Annotated in this window: 17 protein-coding genes; 5 read left to right on the plus strand and 12 right to left on the minus strand. The window is 73.3% G+C overall.

All coding sequences use genetic code 11. The features are described 5' to 3' along the window. Nucleotides 1-2: 2 nt before the first annotated feature. The 7 genes from ACFQO7_RS15300 to ACFQO7_RS15330 are packed head-to-tail and all read right to left on the minus strand — an operon-like array spanning nucleotide 3 to nucleotide 6,321. Nucleotides 3-884, minus strand: coding sequence for a type II secretion system F family protein (locus ACFQO7_RS15300; protein ID WP_376806949.1), 882 nt, complete (start codon nucleotides 882-884; stop codon nucleotides 3-5). Further along, nucleotides 881-1,783, minus strand: a complete 903-nt coding sequence (locus tag ACFQO7_RS15305; protein WP_376806950.1) for a type II secretion system F family protein — start codon at nucleotides 1,781-1,783, stop codon at nucleotides 881-883. Before ACFQO7_RS15305 ends, ACFQO7_RS15300 begins: the two co-directional genes overlap by 4 nt. After that, nucleotides 1,780-3,282, minus strand: coding sequence for a CpaF family protein (locus tag ACFQO7_RS15310; protein WP_376806951.1), 1,503 nt, complete (start codon nucleotides 3,280-3,282; stop codon nucleotides 1,780-1,782). The genes ACFQO7_RS15305 and ACFQO7_RS15310 overlap by 4 nt, the downstream gene beginning before the upstream one ends. Continuing rightward, nucleotides 3,279-4,073, minus strand: a complete 795-nt coding sequence (locus tag ACFQO7_RS15315; protein ID WP_360528570.1) for a ParA family protein — start codon at nucleotides 4,071-4,073, stop codon at nucleotides 3,279-3,281. The genes ACFQO7_RS15310 and ACFQO7_RS15315 overlap by 4 nt, the downstream gene beginning before the upstream one ends. Nucleotides 4,074-4,083: 10 nt before the next feature. Beyond that, nucleotides 4,084-4,755 carry an SAF domain-containing protein gene (locus tag ACFQO7_RS15320; protein WP_376806952.1) on the minus strand — a complete coding sequence of 224 codons (672 nt, stop codon included), beginning with the start codon at nucleotides 4,753-4,755 and terminating at the stop codon, nucleotides 4,084-4,086. Nucleotides 4,756-4,801: 46 nt separating this feature from the next. After that, entirely contained in the window at nucleotides 4,802-5,734 is a 933-nt protein-coding gene (locus ACFQO7_RS15325) for a hypothetical protein (protein WP_376806953.1), read from the minus strand. After that, on the minus strand, nucleotides 5,728-6,321 hold the full coding sequence (locus tag ACFQO7_RS15330) for a hypothetical protein (protein WP_376806954.1): 594 nt from the start codon (nucleotides 6,319-6,321) through the stop codon (nucleotides 5,728-5,730). The genes ACFQO7_RS15325 and ACFQO7_RS15330 overlap by 7 nt, the downstream gene beginning before the upstream one ends. A 414-nt stretch (nucleotides 6,322-6,735) precedes the next feature. On the opposite strand from ACFQO7_RS15330, the gene ACFQO7_RS15335 reads away from it, so the two are divergent. Continuing rightward, the gene (locus tag ACFQO7_RS15335; RefSeq protein ID WP_376806955.1) at nucleotides 6,736-7,941 is read left to right on the plus strand and encodes a cytochrome P450; all 1,206 of its coding nucleotides are present in this window, start codon (nucleotides 6,736-6,738) and stop codon (nucleotides 7,939-7,941) included. Between the two features lie 17 nt (nucleotides 7,942-7,958). Here the strand turns inward: ACFQO7_RS15335 and ACFQO7_RS15340 are convergent, their stop codons facing one another. From ACFQO7_RS15340 to ACFQO7_RS15350, 3 genes are all read right to left on the minus strand, one after another. Then, entirely contained in the window at nucleotides 7,959-10,769 is a 2,811-nt protein-coding gene (locus ACFQO7_RS15340) for an ATP-binding protein (RefSeq protein ID WP_376806956.1), read from the minus strand. A gap of 104 nt (nucleotides 10,770-10,873) precedes the next feature. Further along, a complete protein-coding gene (locus tag ACFQO7_RS15345; RefSeq protein ID WP_376806957.1) occupies nucleotides 10,874-11,089 on the minus strand; it encodes a hypothetical protein in 216 nt (71 codons plus the stop codon). Between the two features lie 236 nt (nucleotides 11,090-11,325). After that, entirely contained in the window at nucleotides 11,326-11,586 is a 261-nt protein-coding gene (locus tag ACFQO7_RS15350; RefSeq protein WP_376806958.1) for a Prokaryotic metallothionein, read from the minus strand. Between the two features lie 171 nt (nucleotides 11,587-11,757). Here ACFQO7_RS15350 and ACFQO7_RS15355 point away from each other — a divergent pair, with 171 nt between their 5' ends. The 3 genes from ACFQO7_RS15355 (at nucleotide 11,758) to ACFQO7_RS15365 (ending at nucleotide 15,920) form a co-directional block, all read left to right on the plus strand. Continuing rightward, nucleotides 11,758-13,011: a sensor histidine kinase gene (locus ACFQO7_RS15355; RefSeq protein WP_376806959.1), complete on the plus strand. Its 1,254-nt coding sequence runs from the start codon at nucleotides 11,758-11,760 to the stop codon at nucleotides 13,009-13,011. Then, entirely contained in the window at nucleotides 13,008-13,661 is a 654-nt protein-coding gene (locus ACFQO7_RS15360) for a response regulator (RefSeq protein WP_376806960.1), read from the plus strand. Before ACFQO7_RS15355 ends, ACFQO7_RS15360 begins: the two co-directional genes overlap by 4 nt. 204 nt (nucleotides 13,662-13,865) lie before the next feature. After that, nucleotides 13,866-15,920, plus strand: coding sequence for an MMPL family transporter (locus tag ACFQO7_RS15365; protein WP_376806961.1), 2,055 nt, complete (start codon nucleotides 13,866-13,868; stop codon nucleotides 15,918-15,920). A gap of 93 nt (nucleotides 15,921-16,013) precedes the next feature. Here the strand turns inward: ACFQO7_RS15365 and ACFQO7_RS15370 are convergent, their stop codons facing one another. Continuing rightward, entirely contained in the window at nucleotides 16,014-17,114 is a 1,101-nt protein-coding gene (locus tag ACFQO7_RS15370; RefSeq protein ID WP_376807033.1) for a sulfite oxidase, read from the minus strand. A 76-nt stretch (nucleotides 17,115-17,190) separates the two neighbouring features. After that, a complete protein-coding gene (locus ACFQO7_RS15375; RefSeq protein WP_376807034.1) occupies nucleotides 17,191-17,982 on the minus strand; it encodes an alpha/beta fold hydrolase in 792 nt (263 codons plus the stop codon). Between the two features lie 194 nt (nucleotides 17,983-18,176). Between ACFQO7_RS15375 and ACFQO7_RS15380 the strand changes: the two genes are divergently transcribed. Then, entirely contained in the window at nucleotides 18,177-19,073 is an 897-nt protein-coding gene (locus ACFQO7_RS15380; protein ID WP_376806962.1) for an ADP-ribosylglycohydrolase family protein, read from the plus strand. Nucleotides 19,074-19,075: the final 2 nt, after the last annotated feature.

Raw genomic sequence — 19,075 nt, forward strand, 5'->3', positions numbered from 1 at the left:
CCTCATCGTTGGTTGAACAGGCTCACCATCAGCGGATAGCCGACCAGGACCAGCAAGATCATGATCATCATCGTGGATGGGATGTCCAGCTTGGAGGTGCGCGTCTTGGCCACCTCCAGGGCCCGGACCCGGATCTGGTCGCGCAGGGACGCCGCCTGGGCGCGCAGCGTCTGGTACACCTGGGCGCCGTCGTTGCCGGCGCTGCGCATGATGTCGGCGAAGCTGGTCAGCTCGACCACGCCGATGGTCGTCGCGAGGCCCTTCAGCTCGTCCCACGGCGCTCTCATCTGCAACTGCGCGCTGAGCAGCGCGGTCCGCAGCCGCACGTACGGCCAGCCGTCGCAGATGCGCGCCGAGCGCTCCATCGCCTCCACCGCGCCGTGGCCCGAACGCACCTGGTGCGCGGTCAGCGTCGCGTACGTGCACAGCGCCCGGACGAACTCCGCGCGCGCCGACTTGGCCTTGTTGAGCATGTCGTAGTGCGCGAGCGCGCCCATGCCCAGCGCCAGCACCATGGTCAGCGCCACCGGCACCGCGAACGGCACCGAACGCCCCGTCGCGACCAGCACCACCGTCACCAGCACCGGCAGCACCAGCCCGAGCAGCGCCGACAGCGCGACGCCGGACACGTGCCGCTCCGGGGTGCGGTCCAGGATCGCCAGGTCGGCCATGGGCAGCCGCAGCCTCGACAACCAGTCGCCGTCCACGGCCGGAGCGTGCTCCGGGGCGGCGAAACTCGGATCCGCCCCCGGGTGCAGCCGCCGCAGCGCCGGGCCGAGCGCGGGCGTGGCCGGCACGAACTGCATGACCAGCAGATACACCCCGAACCCGGCGACCGCGCCACCCGCGATGCCCAACGCCAGCCACAGGTTGCCGTTGATCACGGCGCCACCTCCACCGGTGCGGCGGCGGTCTCCGAGCGCAGCAGCCGCGGCAGCCGCTCCGGCAGCGACAGCCCGCGGATCCACATCATCAGCGCCACGTACAGGCCGGCCAGCGCGGCGAGGATCAGCTGGCCCAGCGGAGTGCGGTAGGGCGCGGCGTAGCCGGGGTTCAGCGCGCCGAACAGCACCAGCACCACGGTCACCCCGGTCAGGAAGCGCACGGTGAAGCGGGCCGAGGAGCGTTCGCTGTCCACGGTGGCCCGCGCGACGATCTCCTCCGACAATCCGTTGGCGATGTCCAGCAGGGCCAGGTGCAGTCCCTCGCCGCCGTCGGCCGACTGCAGGATGAGCGGCGCGACCACCTCGTCGCAGCTGGGGTCGTCGAGTTCGTCGGCGAACGCGCGCAGCGCCCCCGGCAGGCCGGTGCCCGCCTGCAGGCGCGCGGCCAGCGTACGGATCTCGGTCGCCAGCAGCGGCGGCGCGGTGCGGGCCGTGGCGACGATGGCGGCCTGCAACCCGATGCCGTTGCGCACGTAGTCGCTGACCCGCCGAGTCCACGCCTCCAGCGCCGCCAGCCGGGCCAGCGCCTTCTTCTCGGCGGTGGCCGCGGAGAACAGCCACGGCACCCCGGGCACCGCCAGCGCGACGATGATCCCACCGACCGGCCACCCCGTGACCAGCCAGGCCACCGCACCCGCGCACACCGCGAAGACCAGCACCCCCTGGCGGGTATGGCGCTGGGCGGCGGTGCGCCCCGGCCCGCGCCAGAACCGGCGCAGCCACAGCCGGGTCGGCGAGGCCGGGCCCGCCGGGCGGCGCGTGCCGACGATGAACAGCACCGCCAGCACGACACCGGAGCCCGCCGTGAGCACGGACAGCGCCGCGAGGATCTGGATCATTGGCGCACCCGCTTGACGTGCAGCTCCCTGGTCCAGGCGCCCCGGTTGTGCGGCCCGGCCTCGATGTAGGGCACCAGCTCGCGCGGGTCGTAGCCGACGTCCATCAGGTCGTCGCGGATGCGCTCCGGCAGGTGACGGGGCACGGCCCGGCCGTCCGGACCCGGCCCGAACACCGTCGTGGTGACCACGCGGTCCTCGCGCATGCCGCCGACCTCGATGACGTGGGAGACGAACCGGTGCTCCCCGCCGCCGATGGCGCGCTCGTCGACGACCGCCGTGTACACGATCAGGTCGATACCCTGGGCCGCCATGCGCAGCGCCTGGTCCGCGCCGATGTCGTTGCCGTACGAGCAGGCCAGCTGCACGATCGAGTCCATCACCTCGCGGGCCTGGCGGGCGTGGATGGTGCACATCGCACCCCGGCTGACCGTCATCGCGCGCAGCATCGGCACGATCTCGCGGCCGCGTGTCTCACCGACGATCACCCGACGCACGCCGAGCCGCTGGGTGATCGGCATCATGTCGTGCAGGGTCTTCTCGCCGCGGCGCTTGCCGTTGTTGTCGTACTCCCCGTGGCCCTGCAGGGCTTCGAGGCTGATCACCCAGTTCTCGTCCGACGGGTGCACGGACTCGTGCAGCCCCAGCTCGCGGGACTCCTCCAGGGTGATGTACGGCTCGCCGGCCGGGATCGTGCGCCCCAGCGCGCGCAGCAGCGTGGTCTTGCCGGACGCGGCCAGCCCCGCGATCATGATGTTCGCGCCGGACTCCAGCGCCTTGATCAGGAAGCGGTACAGCAGCAGGTCGATCATGCCCCAGCGGTCGCGCAGCTCCTCCAGCGTCGCCGTGAACAGACTGTGCTTGCGGATGTACACGACCGGCCGCGGCGACACCTTGTACAGCACCGTCATCCGGGAGCCGTCGGGCAGCTGCATGTCCAGCTCGGGATTGGACTCCGACAGCTGGCGCTCGGTGGCCGCCACCCGCATCGCCAGCACCTGCAGCATGCCGATCAGCTCGTCGTCGGTGTCGGCGACCGGCTCGCCCCGGCTGCGGCTGCCGTCGGCGTGGTGCAGCAGCACCTGGTCGCAGCCGATGATGTGCACGTTGGTGATCTTCGGATCGTCCAGCAGCCGCTGCAGCCGGCCCGCCCCGAACATGCCGGCCACCACCGCGTCGAGCAGCGCCTGCTCGTACGCGGGGCTGACCGGGGTGCCCGCGTGCGCCATCGCGACCACGTAGTCGGCGATGATCTCGCGGCCGATGCGCGACGCCGTCTCCCGCCGATACGCCGCGGTGACGTTGGCGGAGTCGGCCAGCAGCCGGGTCAGCGTCTCGGTGACCCGGCCCTGCAGTTGGCGGACCACCGCGTAGTCCACCGGCGTCGCGGGCGCGGCGTGCGCGCCGGGCGGCTGGGGCTGGTAGCCCACCCGTGCGTGGCCGTTGACCCGGGGCACCGCCGCGGGTTCCGGCGGGATCGGGATGAACCGCGGGGCCGTCACGGCGTCACCGGCAGCGGCTCGGTGTCGCGGCGCGACAGGGCGCTGTCCATCCGGCGGTTCGCGATCAGACCGGTGACGTTCTCGTACGCCGCGGCCGACTTGCGCATCAGCGCGGCCCGGCGGCGGCCCCGGCCGTCGCCGCACAGCGCCCCCGCGGTCGCGGCGTCCCACGGCAGGCTCGCCACCACCGGCACGCCCAGGTGCCGGGAGACCTCCCGCCCCGCGATCCCGCCCCCGATCAGGAGCAGGCCGAGGCTGTTCTCCACGAAGCCGGCGGGCAACTGGCGGCGCATCGCGCTGACCGCGGAGACCGCGGGCGACACCGTGCGCAGCGAGTGCGGCCGCAGGGCCAGCAGCACCAGGTCGGCCCGCGCCAGCAGCGCCCACGGCGGGTGTGCCGACGACAGCCGCCCGCAGTCGGCGATCACCATCTGCGCCGTCATCCGGGAGAAGAACTCGCCGAGGCTCGTCCAGGCGAGGTTCAGGGTCGCGCTCTGACCGGGCTCGGTCAGCCCGGGCAGCGCCATCCGCTGCTGGCGGGGCGCGTCCAGGTCGATGAGGTTGCCGGCGAGTTCCTGCTCCGCCGTGCCGCGCAGGGCCGCCGACGCCAACGGCAGCATCCCCCGGCCGGCGGGCAGCTCGTAGCGGGCCAGGTAACCGGCCAGCAGGTCACCGCCGGCCGGGTCGCATTCGGCCAGCAGCACCGGCGACGGCCAGGTCAGCGTGAACGCCAACGCGGCCGTGGAGACACCGGGCGAGCCCTTGGCGGAGACGATCGCGATCAGAGTCATCGGCGGCGGCTCACGATCCGTCGAGGACGAGCACGATGCGGTCGCCGGCGGCGAGGGCGGCCACCGACGGCGCGTCCACCGTGGCCACCTCCACGTTGATCACCCACTGGCCGGACCTGGCGCCCGCGGCCAGCTGCACGATGGTGGCGGTGACGGTGCGCGGCGGGACCAGGTCCGGGCCGTCGTTCGACCCGCCGCCGCGCTCGGGCACCACGACGAGCAGCACCTGCGCGCCCACCGACAGCCGGGAGGCCGACGGCATCTTGTCCTCGCCGAGGGCGATGCCGATCAGCTGGTGGCCGGGAGCCGGGACCGGTGTCTCGGTGACCTGGTCCAGCGTCAGCAGCGTGCCCGGGACCAGCGCCATCACGGCGCGTTTGCCGATCACCCGCGCGGCGTTCGCGGCGAGGATCGGGCGCAGGCCCACCGCCTGGTTGACCCGCACCACCACCAGGTCCTCGCGGGCGATCAGCGCGCCCTTGCCGACCGGCCGGGCCATCGCCAGGTAGTCCTGCGTGCTGCCGATGCGCTGCGCGACGTACGCCGCCGTCAGCGCGCCGACGATGATGAGCAGCACGGCGAGCGCGCCCTGGGCGACCGACCTGCGCCGGGGAGCGGTGCGGGGCACCGGGATCGGCGCTGCGGGCAGCGCCCGCGCGGGCGCACTGGTGTTGACGCTCATGCCGCCTTGCCTCGTTTCTCGACGTTCCCGCCGGCCGGACGCCGGCTCACTTGTTCACTACCTGCATCTCGTCGATCCGGACCGCGGTGTCGGTGTACCGCTCGAGGTCGATGACGCCGCTCTCGCCGCCGCCGTCGACGTGCCACTCCACGTGCCAGGTGGTGGTGCCGCGGACGGCGTACTTTCCGTCCTCCTCGCCACGGGAAGGCCGGGTGTACCGGTGCCCGCAGTCCGGTGACGGCTTGTTGCCTTCGGCGGGGTCGTACGGCGTGCCGGGCGAGTCGCACTCGACGACGCTTCCGTCGCCCATGCTCCAGTCGATCTTCATGGCCGTCGCGGTGGCGACGACCCTCAGTCCGGGAACCTCCGCATCCTCGGTGACCGTGCCCCAGGTGGTCGAGTTCACCCGGGTCCACATCCACACCGGCAGGCCGACCAGGCCCACGCCGGCGGGGTCGGGTGCCAGCCCGATGTCGGGCCCGGTGAGTCCCATCTCCTTGATCGCCTGCACGGCCAGCGCCATCGGCGAGGGCATCGCGCCATAACCCGGCGGCGGTTCGGTCAGGTACTCATCGCTGCCCTGCTGCCAGCCCGCGGAGAGGCCGCCGTAGCACCAGACGGCGTACATGAAGCCCTCGGCCGGGTCGTTGCCGCCCCAGAGCGGGTCGTCGACGGCCAGCTCCATGCGCTTGTAGTAACAGCTGTCGGTGTGGTTGAACCAGCCCATGCTCACGTCGTGGCAGGGAATGAGGCCGAGGTCCTCGTGCTCGCAGTCGATGCCGTTGCCGCCACCGCCGCCTCCCCCGCCGCCACCCCCGCCTCCCCCGCCGCCACCGGTGACGATGAGGACGCAGGGGCCGTTGTTGGGCGGGCAGTAGATGTAGTCGGCGTGGGCGGGGCTCTGCGTCACGACCAGGGTGAGCGCCAGCGTCACGGCGGTCATGGCGAGCGCGGCCAGCACGCGGGTCCGGGTCAGCACGACGCCGCCCGGTCGGTGTGCGAGTCCACCCAGCGCCAGAGGCTGTCCGGGTAGAGCCCGGCGCGCAGCGTCACCGGGTAGCGCTTGTTCTGCCCGGGAGCCGCGACGGATTTGCGGGTCTTCTTGTTGACGGTGTCCGTGCCGGCGTCGTCCACGCAGGCCTCCACGACGATCGAGGTCGAGCTGACCGAGACGACCCGGCGCAGCGTGACCGTGGGTTTTCCGGTGCGGATCAGCCCCTGCTCGGCGAGCAGCCCGAGGTCCCGCTCCAGCAGGGCCATGTAGCGGCCGCCCGCGTACCGGTAGAGCGGGCGGCGCGTGATGTCCTTGTTCCAGTCGTACTTGCCGGTCTGACCGGCGGCGAGGTAGATGCCGTTCAGCTTCTGGAACGCCGTCCAGGCGGTGTCCACCGTGCGCTGCTGGTCGTCGCTGAGCTTCGGGCCGGGCGACGAGCGCACCGCGGCCTGGGTCGGCGGCGTCTCGGGCATCGGCACCTCGGCCGCGCACCCGGTGAACGCCACCAGAGAGGCAGCGGCCAGCAGGGCCGCGGCGGCGACCGACCGTCCTCTTCGGCTGTACGGAATCATGCGCCCCCCTCGTCCCCGACGAGCCTCGCTGAGTCCTTCACCTGCCAGAAGTCGTTGCGATGTAAGCGGATCCCCCCGCATCAGACGGCCGATCGTACGATGAACTCCGCCGATATAACAAGGGGTGAGGAATAGCCACACGGACAGTGTTTGTCATCAGATCTTCCATTTACGACTCACGATCATTCCGATCTCGATCGTCTCGTCGGCGCGGAAAGCTCCCCTGACAGCGGCCTTCGATCCATCGAACATGACAAATGGTAAGTGCAGCGCCCCGCGTCATGAATGCGACGGTGCGGGGCGACTGGCGCACCGCTCCGCGCGCACCGGAAAACATGATCACTTCCGCATATCAGGCAAAATGCCTGTGATACACCGGTAAGATGACAAAGTTATCGACGGGGAGTGATGGCTGTGGTGACTGTCGACAAGAGCACGAGCTTCGCCGAGGTGCCCGGACGGCTGGACGAGGTGCTGGGCTGGTTCGCCCGGATGCGCGAGCGCGACCCGGTCAGCTGGGACGAGCACTACGGCGCCTACCAGGTCTTCCGGTACGCCGACATCGAGAAGGTGCTCTCCGATCCGGCGGTCTTCTCCTCCGACCTGACCGGGCTGGTCCCGCCGCAGGAGGAGATCGAGCTGTTCAGCCGCGGCAACTTCGTGCGCATGGACCCGCCCCAGCACACCAAGATGCGCCGCATCGTGAGCAAGGCGTTCACCCCGCGGGTGGTCGCCGGGCTCGCCCCGCGCATCGAGACGATCACCGACGAGCTGCTCGACCAGGTGGCCGGACGGGAGCGCGTCGATCTGGTGCAGGCGCTGGCGTACCCGCTGCCGGTGACGGTGATCGCCGAGCTGATCGGGGTGCCCGCAAGCGACCGCGACGTCTTCCGGCGCTGGGCCGACGAGCTGCTCAGCGCGCAGGTGCCGGACACCGTCATCCCGGACGAGCAGATGATGCAGCAGGCCGGCAAGCGGCTGCGCGGCATGATCGACTACCTGCTGGCGCACATCCGGCAGCGGCGCGCGAACCCGGCCGACGACCTCACCAACGCCCTGATCGAGGCCGAGGTCGACGGCGAGCACCTCACCGACGAGGAGATCGTCGGCTTCCTCGGCGTGCTGCTCATCGCCGGGCACATCACCACGACGACGCTGCTCACGAACACGGTGCTCTGCCTGGACGCGAACCCCGGGGCCGCCGCCGCGCTGCGTGCGGACCCCGAGCGCGTCCCGGCCGCGCTGGAGGAGGTGCTGCGCTACCGCTCGCCGTTCCCCCGGCTGGCCCGGCTCACCACCGCCCCCGCCATGGTCGGCGAGCGGCAGGTGCCCGCGGGCAAGGTGCTGATCCTGTGGGTGGCCTCGGCCAACCGGGACGCCGCCCAGTTCGTCGAGCCGGACACCTTCGACATCGCGCGTACGCCGAACCCGCACCTGAGCTTCGGCCACGGCATCCACTTCTGCATCGGCGCGCCGCTGGCCCGGCTGGAGGGCCGCATCGCCGTGCAGACCCTGCTGCGCCGCTGCGCCGACCTGGCCGTCGCCGACGGCGTCGAACTCTACGACCCGCGTTTGATGACCGGCGCCCGCGTCCTGCCCCTGCACCTCCGCTGGTCCTGACCCGCGCCGCTCGGGCGTCAGGTGGAGCCGGTGCGCTGGTGGGCGGTGACGGCGAGTTCGACGCGGGAGTGGATGCCGAGTTTGGCGAGGATGCTCGACACGTGCGACTGGACGGTGCGCCGGGACAGGAACAGCTGCGCGGCGATGTCGGGGTTGGACAGACCCGAGGCGACCAGCAGCGCGACCCGGTGCTCGGTCTCGGTGAGCGCCTCCCAGCCGTGTTTGGGGCGCTTGCGGGAACCGGCCCGGCCGCGGCGCACCCCGAGCCGGCGCAGCCGCGCGTCGGCCCGGAAGATGTCGCGTCTGGCGTCCATCGCGGCGTAGAGGTCCAGCGCCCGGGTCAGCGCGGCACGCGCCGGTTCGGACTCGCCGCGCGCCGCGTACGCCACGGCGGCGTCCTCGCGGGCCTGCGCCTCGTACAGCCGCCAGCCGCAGGCGGTATAGGACTCCGCGGCGGCCATCAGCAGCTCCGGGTCATCCTCGGCCAGCCCTCGGCACAGCTGGGCGGTCGCGGTCAGGCTCACCGCGGGCTGCGCGGCGGCCAACTCCTCGGTCTTGGCGACGAGCGCGGCGGCCCGGTCCCGGTCGCCCGCCGCGGCCGCCAGCCGGGCCAGGTCGGGGCAGATGTGGTACATCACCCGGTGCGGCAGGTGATCCCGCGCGGAGGCGTGCTCCCAGAACGGGTAGAACAGGTCGAGGCAGTGCAACGCCCGCGCGGGCTCCTCCTGCAGCACCCGCGCCCAGGTGTCCAGGTAGACGTACTGCGCCTCGGCCGCGCCGCCCTGGCCCTGCGCCACGATCGTCGCCTCCGGCACCGGTTCGCCGCGGTGGATCGCGATGAGCCGGCGCAGGCCGCGCAGCCACGGCTTGTCGCCCAGCGGGTCCGGATACTCCAGCCCGGCTTCGATCTCGGCGAGCGCGTCGTCCCAGGCCCCGGTGAGGAAGCGCAGCTGCGCCCGCAGCGCGTGGACCAGCGTCAGGTACGGCCCGCCGTAACGCTGGTTGCTCGCCAGCGCGTCGGCCAGCTCCTGCTCGGCCTCGTCCAACCGGTCCAGTTGCAGCAGGCAGTAGCCGCGCAGCACGCACTGGCCCGCGGGCATGTCCGGCAGCACGCCCCGGCCGAGGTCGGCGATGGCCTGCTCGCTCAGTGCCAGCCCCTGCCCGATGTCGCCCTCGACGAAACGCAGCACACCCTGCACGAGCCGCCCCAGCCCCACCGCGTACCCGTCGCCGGCCTGCTCGCCGTGCGTGATCGCGAGCGCCGCGGCGGACGCGGCCGCCGGATGTTCGCGCAGGAAGAACCGGCACTTCGCGCAGAAACCATGCAAGCGCCCGACGTCGGCTGCGGGCAGGTCGTCGGCCGCCAGCGCCGCCGTCGCGACCCGTACCGCCTCGGCCTGCCGGCCCTGCCGGAACAGCGCGTCCATGAGCAGCCAGTACAGCGTGCTGCGCCGGTGCGGGTCGGGGTCGAGCCGGATCGCCTCCCGGGCCGTCTGCTCGGCCTCGCCCAGGCTGCTCTCCCAGATCAGCGCCCGCACCAGGTGGAAACGCAGCTCCCCGGCCCGGTCCTCGGACACCGCGGCCAGCGCCCGGCGCAGCAGCCGTACGGCCGTGGCGGGGGCGCGGGCCATCAGCTCGTCGGCGGAGGCGACCAGCCAGTCCAGCGTCGCCGCGTCGAGGGCGGTGCCCGCGACCAGGTGTTCGGCCACCCGCTCCACCGGGGCCCCGGACGCGGTGAGCACCTGCCCGGCGCGCAGGTGCAGCGCCGTGCGCATCTGCGCGGGCACGCCCTCGCACAGCGCCTGGCGGATCAGCGCGTGGCGGAACTCCAGGTACGGCCCGGCGTCGACGACCACGCCGGCGTCCAGCGCCGCGAACATGACCTCCGACAGCGCCATCGGCGGCATCTCCAGCACCGCCGCCAGTTCTCCGACGTCGATGGCGCGGCCCAGCACGGCCGCCTGCTGCAGCGTCTCGCGCTCCTTGCGGGGCAGGAAGGACAGCCTGCGCATGATCATGTCGAGCAGCGAGCGCGGCATACCCGCGTCGGCGGCGTGCGGCGTCAGTTCCGCGGTGCCGCGCACCACCCGGATCCGGTCCTCGCGCGTCAGCGCGGCCAGCAGTTCCGTGACGTAGAACGGGTGGCCGCCCGCACCCGCCACCAGCCGGGCCAGCCGCGGACCCGGCGGCGCGCCGAGCCGGTCGGTGACCAGCGCGGTGACCGCGTTCTCGGGCAGCGCGGCCAGTTCGACCAGGTCGGCGCCGCGCGACTGCAGGCTGCGCAGCAGCCCGGCGGCCTCCGCGCGGCCGGTGGCCCGGGTGGCGACCACGACCAGCAGCGGGTACTCGTCGATGCCGCGGCCGAGGCGGTGCAGCACCACCAGGCTGGCCGGGTCGGCCCACTGCACGTCGTCGACGATGACCGCGACGGGGCCGGCCGCGCACCAGGCGTCGACCAGGTCGAGGATCGCCTCGGTGACCGCGAGCTGGTGGTTGGCCGCGGCCGCGCTCAGCGCCAGCACGCCCTCGCCGCGCAGCAGCCGCGCCACCCGGGCCTGGGCCGGATCGTCGGTGACGGTCAGCAGCCCGAGGCACGCGCCGATGGCGGAGAAGGGCAGCCGCTGTTCGAGGTCCTCGGCCGCGCCCCGCTGCACCCGCATGCCGAGCCGCCCGCACTCGGCCGCGGCCGCGTCCAGCAGGCTGGTCTTGCCGATGCCGGGTTCGCCCTCGACGAGGATCGCGGAGCCGGTTCCGGCGGCCGCCGATCGGGCCAGCCCTCGCAGGAGTTCGACCTCGGCATCGCGGCCCACGAACACAGGCGCCGCCATGGGACAAGCCTAGTCGTCAGGCATGTCCCAGGCGGCGCCATGGGGCCGAACGTGGCGGGTGGGCCGCCGTGTTCGGGGTGGGGTTGGGATGGGTGCGAGGAACGTCAGTGGTCCGCGCGTCCGGCGTACATCTCGTTGACGACGGTGAGCACGTCATGGATGGAGGTGCGGGCACGGGTGGCGATGTGCTCGACGGGGGCGTTGCTGGCGAACGCCTCCCGGATCGCCGAGCGCAGCGAGCCGGCGTCGTGGGCGGTCGCGCCGCCGGTGGCCACGGCCTGGTCGATCAGGCACAGTGCGTGGTCCGCGGTGACGTACATGCTCATCTCCCAGCTGCCGGCTCGTGTCGTGGTCGGTGCGGAGGCCCTGGCCTGCCTGCCCGCATGGCGGAGCGACGAGCGCCGGTGCTTCCGTGACATCCACGATCCGGCACCCGGCGCAGCGAAACATCCGCCACCCGGCGGTACTGTCCGCCCGACTCATACCCTTTTTATAGGGAAAAGCTCCGTTCGCGCCGGTCTTCGGCAGAAACGGAGCCTTCGAGCACCCGGAGGTCTCAGCCCGGATGCACACCGACGGCGTCGCGGATCTTGAAACCCTCCCGCGCGTCGGCCGACCGGGCGCAGTGCGCACAGCAGTAGAAATGCCCTGACACCTCGACCCCGTGCCCGATGATCTTGCAGGCGCAGTGCTCGCACACCGGCGCCAGCATGTGCGCCGCGCACTCGAACGAGTCGAAGACGTGCACCGCGCCACCCGCGGTGTGCACCTCGAACGACAGCCAGTAGTCGTTCTTGCAGACCTCACACGTGCCCACAGACAACCCCTCCCATCGGCGTATCCATGAACAGTCTCCGGTCAGTCACCGCCGGTTATCGGCAAAACAACCCATTTGCCCCGACCACCGGTGTGATCCGCTGCGTACGCAGCTCGACGTACGCCCCCGCGCGGATGCGGCCGGACCCGCCGACTCCGTAACCTCGCACCTGTGCACCTGCTCCAACGCCTGGCCGCCCGCCCCCAGCTCGCCGACACCCTGTTCGCACTGGTCGTCGGCGTCCTGGTGATCGGCTGCTCGTTCCCCACGCAGAGCGAGCAGCCCGACCGGCTCCGGCTGGACACCACCGCGCTGGCGCTGCTCGCCCTCGGCGCCCTGGCCCTGGTGGTGCGCCGCCGCTGGGCGGTGCTCGCCTGCACCGTCACCTTCGCCGTGGTCACCGTGTTCATCGGCGCCGGCTACCCGTACGGACCGCTGTTCCTGTACGTCATGATCACCGTGTACTCGCTGGCCGCCTGGCGCGGCACGGGCTGGTCCGTCACCGTGACGTCCGTGCTCGTCGTGCTCTACGTCTGGCTGAGCGCGTGGGTCGAGAAGGAACCCGACGGGGTGCTGTTCAACCTGGCCACCACCACCTTCTGGCTGGCCACCCCGCTGATCGCGGGCATCGCGGTGCGCGTGCGGCGACACTCGCTGGAGCAGTCGGCGATCGAGGAGCGACGGCGGCACGCGTACGAGGAGCGCCTGCGCATGGCCCAGGAGGTGCACGACGTGGTCGGCCACAGCCTCGCCGTGATCAGCATGAACGCCGGCGCGGCCCTGCACGTGCTCAGCCGGAGCCCGGACACCGCGCCGCAGGTCGAGGAGTCGCTGCGGGCGATCCGGCAGGCCGGCACCGCCGCCCTGGACGAACTGCGGGTCACCCTGTCCGCATTCACCGGCGTCTGCCCCGCCCCCGAGCGCCCCGCGGCCGGGCTGGGCCTGCTGCCCGAACTCGCCGCGGCGACCACCTCCGACCGGCTCACGGTCCGGCTCACCGTGCACGGGACCGCCCGGCCGCTGCGGCACGCGGTCGACCTGGCCGGATACCGCATCGCGCAGGAGGCCCTGACCAACGTGCTGCGCCACGCCGCCGCCCGGCGGGCCACCGTCGAGGTGACCTACGGCCCGCACGAGGTGGCACTGACCGTCACCGACGACGGCCGTGGCGGAACCCCGCTGCCCGGCGGCTCCGGCCTGGACAGCATGCGCGAACGCGCCCGCGCCCTGCACGGCGCGCTCGACGCGGGCCCGCTGCCCGGCGGCGGCTTCGAGGTGCGCGCCGTGCTCCCGTACGGCGACGCCCCCGACCCGGCACCCCGGGTCCCCGGACCGCAGCGCGGGGCCGTGAACCCGCACCCGGACAGCGCCGCCGAGCCGAGCACGGCCGGCAACCCGCTGCCCGTGCCGGGCGGGGTCGCATGATCCGGGTCGCGCTCGCCGACGACCAGGCACTGCTGCGGCTGGCCATGCGCACCCTGCTCAGCTGCGAACCCGACCTCGAACTCGTCGGCGAGGCCGAGGACGGGCTCGGCGCGCTCGACCTCGTCGCCGAGCAGCGGCCGGACGTGCTGCTGCTCGACATCCGTATGCCGCGGATGGACGGGCTGGAGGTGCTGCGCCGCCTCGACGGGCCCACCCGCGTGATCGTGCTGACCACGTTCGAGCTGGACGAGTACGTGTTCGAGGCGCTGCGGGCCGGGGCGTCGGGCTTCCTCACCAAGGACGCCGAGCCGGCCGAGCTGCTGCGCGCCGTGCGGGTGGTGGCCGCCGGGGACTCGCTGCTGTCGCCGACGGTGACCCGCCGGGTGATCGAGCGGTTCGGCGCGACGCCGGGGGCGGCTCCGCCGCTGCGCGTACACCCCGAGCTGCACCTGCTCACCGAGCGGGAGCGGGAGATCGTGGGCTGGGTGGCGACCGGCCTGTCCAACGACGAGATCGCCGCGGGCCTGGTGGTCAGCCCCGCCACCGTACGCACCCACGTCAGCCGCGCCCTCATCAAACTCCACGCCCGCGACCGAGCCCAACTCGTCGTCATCGCCTACCAATCCGGCCTCCCCATCCCCCACCCCTGACCCGCCCCCTCCTTTCGCAACTCTTAAAGACTTGGGCCGATCCTCTCCGTCCGAAGCCGCGACTCTTTAAGAGTTGCGGCAAGGGGGTAGGCGCGGTGAGGGCGCGGGGTGACGTAGGCGCGGATACGCGCCCGCGTTGATGTGCGCGACGGGGGTGGGCCGCGAACCTGTTCGGGTTCTCGAACCCGAACAGGAAGGCCTCCCATGTCCTCCGCCTGGCAGCGGATCGCCACCGCCCCCGCCGGCCGCCGCACCGCCTGGTCCGTGCTGGTCGGCTGGCTGATCGTCGCCGTGTCCGCCACCATGTTCGCCAAGGTCGGCGACGTCGAGACCAACGACCTCAGCTCCTGGCTGCCCGCCTCGGCCGAGTCGACCCGCGCGCTCGAACTGGCCGCCCGCGAGTTCCCGGCCGCCGAACCGGAGCAGTTGCTGCTCGTGTACGCCCGCGACGGCGGCCTCACCACCGCCGACCGCGACGCGGCCACCGCCGACGCCACCGCGCTGGCCGCCCTCGCCGCGGGCCCGGTGTCCCCGCCGATCCCGTCCCAGGACGGCGCGGCGCTGCTGGTCACCGTGCCGCTCAGCCCGGAGCAGGCCGCCGAGGAGGCGATCGGCCCGGTGCTCGACCAGGCCCGCGCGGTGCTGGCCGACGGGCTGCCCGCCGGCCTGGGCGCGTGGATGACCGGCGGACCGGCCGCCGGGGCCGACTTCGACGCCGCGTTCGACTCGCTGGACACCACGCTGCTCGGCGTCACCGTCGGCGTGGTCGCGCTGCTGCTCCTGCTCACCTACCGCAGCCCGGTGCTGCTGCTGGTGCCGCTGGTCGCCGTCGGCGTCGCCAGCCAGCTCGCGAGCGCCCTGGTCTACGTCGGCGCGAAGTACCTCGGCCTGGTCGTCAACGGGGCCAGCGCGGGCATCCTCACCGTGCTGGTCTTCGGTGCGGGCACCGACTACGCGCTGCTGCTGATCTCCCGCTACCGCGAGGAGCTGACCCGGCACGCCGACCACCGGCACGCGATGCGCCTGGCCCTGCGGCACAGCCTGCCCGCGATCATCGCGTCGGCCGCCACGGTGATCCTGGCGCTGCTCACGCTGCTCGCCGCCGGGCTGAACTCCACCCGCGGCCTGGGCCCGGTCGCCGCGCTCGGCATCGTCTCGGCGCTGCTGGCGATGACCACCCTGCTGCCCGCCCTGCTGGTGATGTGCGGGCGGCGGGTGTTCTGGCCGCTGATCCCCGCGGTACGCGACACCGCGGCGCCGGCCCGGGGACCGGGCCTGTGGGCGCGCACGGCGGAGTTCGTGTCCCGGCACGCCCGCCCGATCTGGATCGTCACCGCGCTCGGCCTGGCCGCGCTCAGCCTCGCGGCCACCACCCTCGGCACCGGCCTGCGCCAGTCCGAGTCGTTCGTGACCAAACCCGACTCGGTACGCGGCTTCGAGGCCCTCGCCGAGCACTTCCCCGCCGGCTCCGGCGATCCCACCGAGGTGTACACCAACACCGCCACGGCCACGCAGGTCACCGGCACGCTGCGCGCCCTGCCCGGCGTCGCCGAGGTCGGCGCGGCGGAGCCGTCCCCGGCGGGCGGCTGGACCCGGCTGCGCATCGTGCTCGCCGACGCGCCGTCCAGCGACCGGGCGGAGCAGACGGTGCTGCGGCTGCGCGACGCCGTGCACACCGTCGACCCGGCGGCCCTGGTCGGCGGCGCGACCGCGCAGGAACTCGACGAGAACACCACCATGGACGCCGACCTGCGCCTGCTCATCCCGCTGATCCTGGCGGTCGTGCTGGGCGTGCTGATCGTGCTGCTGCGCTCGCTGGTCGCGCCGCTGCTCCTGCTCGGCAGCGTGCTGCTGTCCTTCGGCGCGGCGCTCGGCGCGGCCGCGCTGGTCTACCACGCGATCGGCTTCCCCGCGATCGACCGCTCCGTGCTGCTGCACGGCTTCCTGTTCCTGGTCGCGCTCGGCGTCGACTACACCATCTTTCTGATGACCAGGGCCCGTGAGGAGGTCGCCGAACACGGCCACGCCCAGGGCGTCACCCGCGCCCTGTCCGTGACCGGCGGCGTGATCACCAGCGCCGGCGTCGTGCTCGCCGCCACGTTCGCGGTGCTGTCCCTGATGCCGATCGTCTTCATGGTCCAGGTCGGCATCCTCGTCGGCCTCGGCGTCCTGCTGGACACCTTCGTCGTCCGCACCCTCCTGGTCCCCGCCCTCGTCCACCACGTCGGCCCCCGCACCTGGTGGCCCCGCCACCCCTGAGCGCTAGGAAGGGCACCTTCACATCGCTCCGCGATGTAGAAGGTGCCCTTCTTAACTCTCGACCACGCCTGGCCTGCGGCGCAGTAGCCGGAACTAGTCCAGGCAGGCGACCGGCACCTGCTGCACGGCGTTGTTGGCGAAGCCGCCGCGGTTCCAGGCCTGGTCGATCGGCTGCTCCCCGCCCAGCGCGTCGACGGCGCGGGCGGTCAGCAGGTGCGAGCCCGGCACCGCGTCCCACGCGTACGTGAAGCGCCGCCACGCCCACCGGTGCCCGGTCTCCGGTTCCAGCTCGGCCGCCGACCAGGTCTGCCCTCCGTCAACGCTGACCTCCACCGAGGACACCGGCGCGCGGCCGGACCAGGCCCGCCCCTGCACCAGCACCGGCCCCGGGCGCACCACCCGGGTGCGGGACATGAAGTCGGGGAAACCGGGCGGTGCCAGCAGCGCCCGGGGCGCGATCCGGGTCACCGGCACGCCCGGGTCCTCGGCGTCGCGGCGCACCCGGTACGCCACCGCCTGCTGGAAACCCTCGAACGGCCGGTCCACCAGGGTGATCTCGCGCAGCCACTTCACGTGCGCCATGCCGTACCAGCCCGGGACCACCAGCCGCACCGGGAAGCCGTGCTGCGGCAGCAGCGGCGCGCCGTTCATCTGGTACGCCAGCAGCACGTCCTCGCCGAGCGCCTCGTCCACCGGCAGGCTGCGCTGGTAGTCCTGCTCGACCCCGCGCTCCACCCCGTGATCGGCCCCGGTGAACACCACCTCGACCGCGAACGGGTCGATCCCCGCCGCCGCCAGCACGTCGCGCAGCGGCACGCCGGTCCACTCCGCGGTGCCGACGGCCTCCACCAGCCACGGCTGGCTGACCGGGCGGGGCAGCAGCCGGGCCCGGCCGTTGCCGGCGCACTCCATGGTCACCCGTACCGTCCGGGACGGCATCGCGCGCAGCGCCGCCAGGTCCAGGGTCAGCGGCCGATCGACCAGCCCACCGACCGCGACCTGCCAGGACGCCTCCTCGGCGTACGGGATGTCGTAGTGGATCAGCAGGTAGTGCAGACCTGCCGGGGTCACGTCGTAGCGCAGCGCCTCCAGCGGCATGCCGTGGTTGCGGGCGGCCAGCGCCAGCTCCTCGGCGCTGATGCCCTCGTCCGGGGCGGCCAGACGGCCGGGGCGGCTGACGTCGTTCAGGGTCATGTCCACCCGACCAGCATCACCCCTCACCCCGGTCGCGCGGAACCCGACCCGCCCCGGGCCGGTCGGCGGCAACGGGTCAGGAGTCCGGTGGGGGCAGGACTCCGGACAGGCGCAGCAGGGAGACGAGGATGCGCTCCCCGTGCGTCCACGGCAGCGCGCCCCCGGCGTGCGCGAGCAGGTGGCGGCGGGCGTGCGGGATGCGGGCGGCCAGCGACTCGCCGAAGTCGGGCGAGTGGACGGGGCTGGTGTCCAGCCCGCCGTACCAGAACTCGACCGGGACCGTGATCGCGGCCGGGTCGAACGGCCACGGCGTCATCGACAGCAGCGTGTCCCTCGCGTACCCGGCCGACCCCTGCGCGAAGCCCTCCGCCAGCGCACGGCGGAACGGGGCCGCGAACGCCGGATCCTCGTACACCGCACGGTCGTCCGGTCCGTTCATCGCGGTAACCATGAGCAGCAGCCGCTCGGCGTCGAGCTGTGCGAAGTACGCCTCGGCCTCGTCGGGATCGTCGGCGGCCGAGGTGACCAGCCACCGCACCTGCTCCGGCAGCGCCGCCGCCACCTCCGGCCGGGCCAGTTCGTCGGTCCCGGACACCACCGCCACCGCGGCGACGGCCCCAGCGGCGGCGCAGGCCAGCGCGAACGGCGCGCCCTGCGAGAAACCGACCGCGGCCGGCCGCCGCAGCCGCACCAGACCGGTGAACTCGGCGACGTCGGCGGCCCAATCGGACAGCGTGCGGCCTGGGGCGGGATCGGACGCACCCAGTCCTGGCCGGTCCAGCGAGATCAGCCGTACGCCGAACGCCTCGACCGCCTCGGCCCCGAACCCGAGCCGCCGGCTCGTGGCCGCACCCGGGCAGAACAGCACCGGGGCACCGTCCGGAGGGCCCCACTCCGCCCAGCCCAGCCGCCGGCCGTCGCCCAGCCGCACCTGCCCGAGCCGCGCCGGCTCGCGTACTCCCAGACCCACGCCCTGATTGTTCCGCCGCCGCACCGCCCGCCGTGCGCCGATCGGGGCCTCGGCGGGCGGAATCCGATTGCGGGCCCGGCGATGATCGAATGATGACCCCGAACCGTGCCGCGGCGCTGTGCTCGCTGCGCGGGCTGGCCCTGGGTGACGCCTTCGGCGAGACCTGGTTCTTCCAGCCCGCAGACAAATTCGAGTGGCTGATGGACGAGCGGCAGGCCCGCTCCGGCCCCTGGCCGTGGACCGACGACACCGCGATGGCGCTGTCCCTGATGCGCGTGCTCACCGAGCACGGCGAGGTGGAGCAGGACGCGCTGGCGGCGGCGTTCGCGAACGCGTACGACGCGGACCCGTACCGCAACTACGGGCCGTCCATGCACGGGGTGCTGCGTGCGGTGTTCGAGGGCGAGCACTGGCGCGAGGTCACCGGGCGGCAGTTCGGCGGCCAGGGCTCGTGGGGCAACGGCGCGGCGATGCGGGTCGCGCCGCTGGGCGCGTGGTTCTCCGCGGACCTGGACCTGGTCGTCGCGCAGGCCCGTGCCTCGGCCGAGGTCACCCACGCGCACCCCGAGGCGGTGGCGGGCGCGGTCGCGGTCGCCGTGGCGGCGGCGCTGGCGGTCTCGGGGATCGCCGGGAGCGAGCTGATCGAGGGCGTGCTCGCCCGGACCCCGGACGGCGAGGTCGCCTCGGGACTGCGCCGGGTGGCCCGGCTGCCGTTCGACCGGCATCCGACCTGGGTGGCCGGTGAGGTCGGCTGCGGGCTGCGCATCTCCGCGCCGGACACGGTCCCGTACGCCGTGTGGTGTGCCGCCCGGCACCTCGACGACCTGCCCGAGGCCCTGTGGGCGACCGCGTCGGCGGGCGGCGACATCGACACGACGTGCGCCGTCGTCGGCGGCATCGTGGCCGCCCGCACCGGTCTCGACGCGGTGCCCGCGACCTGGCGGGCGGCCTGCGAGCCGCTGCCCGCCTGGGTCGCGGCCGCCGGCTGACC

Source organism: Catellatospora aurea (assembly GCF_042663325.1).
Lineage (GTDB): Bacteria > Actinomycetota > Actinomycetes > Mycobacteriales > Micromonosporaceae > Catellatospora > Catellatospora aurea.

Excerpts from the sequence above, each read along its gene's own strand:
- ACFQO7_RS15320 (WP_376806952.1), bottom strand. The coding sequence starts at position 4,755 with ATGAGCGTCAACACCAGTGCGCCCGCGCGGGCGCTGCCCGCAGCGCCG.
- ACFQO7_RS15340 (WP_376806956.1), bottom strand. The coding sequence starts at position 10,769 with ATGGCGGCGCCTGTGTTCGTGGGCCGCGATGCCGAGGTCGAACTCCTG.
- ACFQO7_RS15365 (WP_376806961.1), top strand. The coding sequence starts at position 13,866 with ATGTCCTCCGCCTGGCAGCGGATCGCCACCGCCCCCGCCGGCCGCCGC.
- ACFQO7_RS15380 (WP_376806962.1), top strand. The coding sequence starts at position 18,177 with ATGACCCCGAACCGTGCCGCGGCGCTGTGCTCGCTGCGCGGGCTGGCC.
- ACFQO7_RS15345 (WP_376806957.1), bottom strand. The coding sequence starts at position 11,089 with ATGTACGTCACCGCGGACCACGCACTGTGCCTGATCGACCAGGCCGTG.
- ACFQO7_RS15360 (WP_376806960.1), top strand. The coding sequence starts at position 13,008 with ATGATCCGGGTCGCGCTCGCCGACGACCAGGCACTGCTGCGGCTGGCC.
- ACFQO7_RS15330 (WP_376806954.1), bottom strand. The coding sequence starts at position 6,321 with ATGATTCCGTACAGCCGAAGAGGACGGTCGGTCGCCGCCGCGGCCCTG.
- ACFQO7_RS15305 (WP_376806950.1), bottom strand. The coding sequence starts at position 1,783 with ATGATCCAGATCCTCGCGGCGCTGTCCGTGCTCACGGCGGGCTCCGGT.
- ACFQO7_RS15315 (WP_360528570.1), bottom strand. The coding sequence starts at position 4,073 with ATGACTCTGATCGCGATCGTCTCCGCCAAGGGCTCGCCCGGTGTCTCC.
- ACFQO7_RS15370 (WP_376807033.1), bottom strand. The coding sequence starts at position 17,114 with ATGACCCTGAACGACGTCAGCCGCCCCGGCCGTCTGGCCGCCCCGGAC.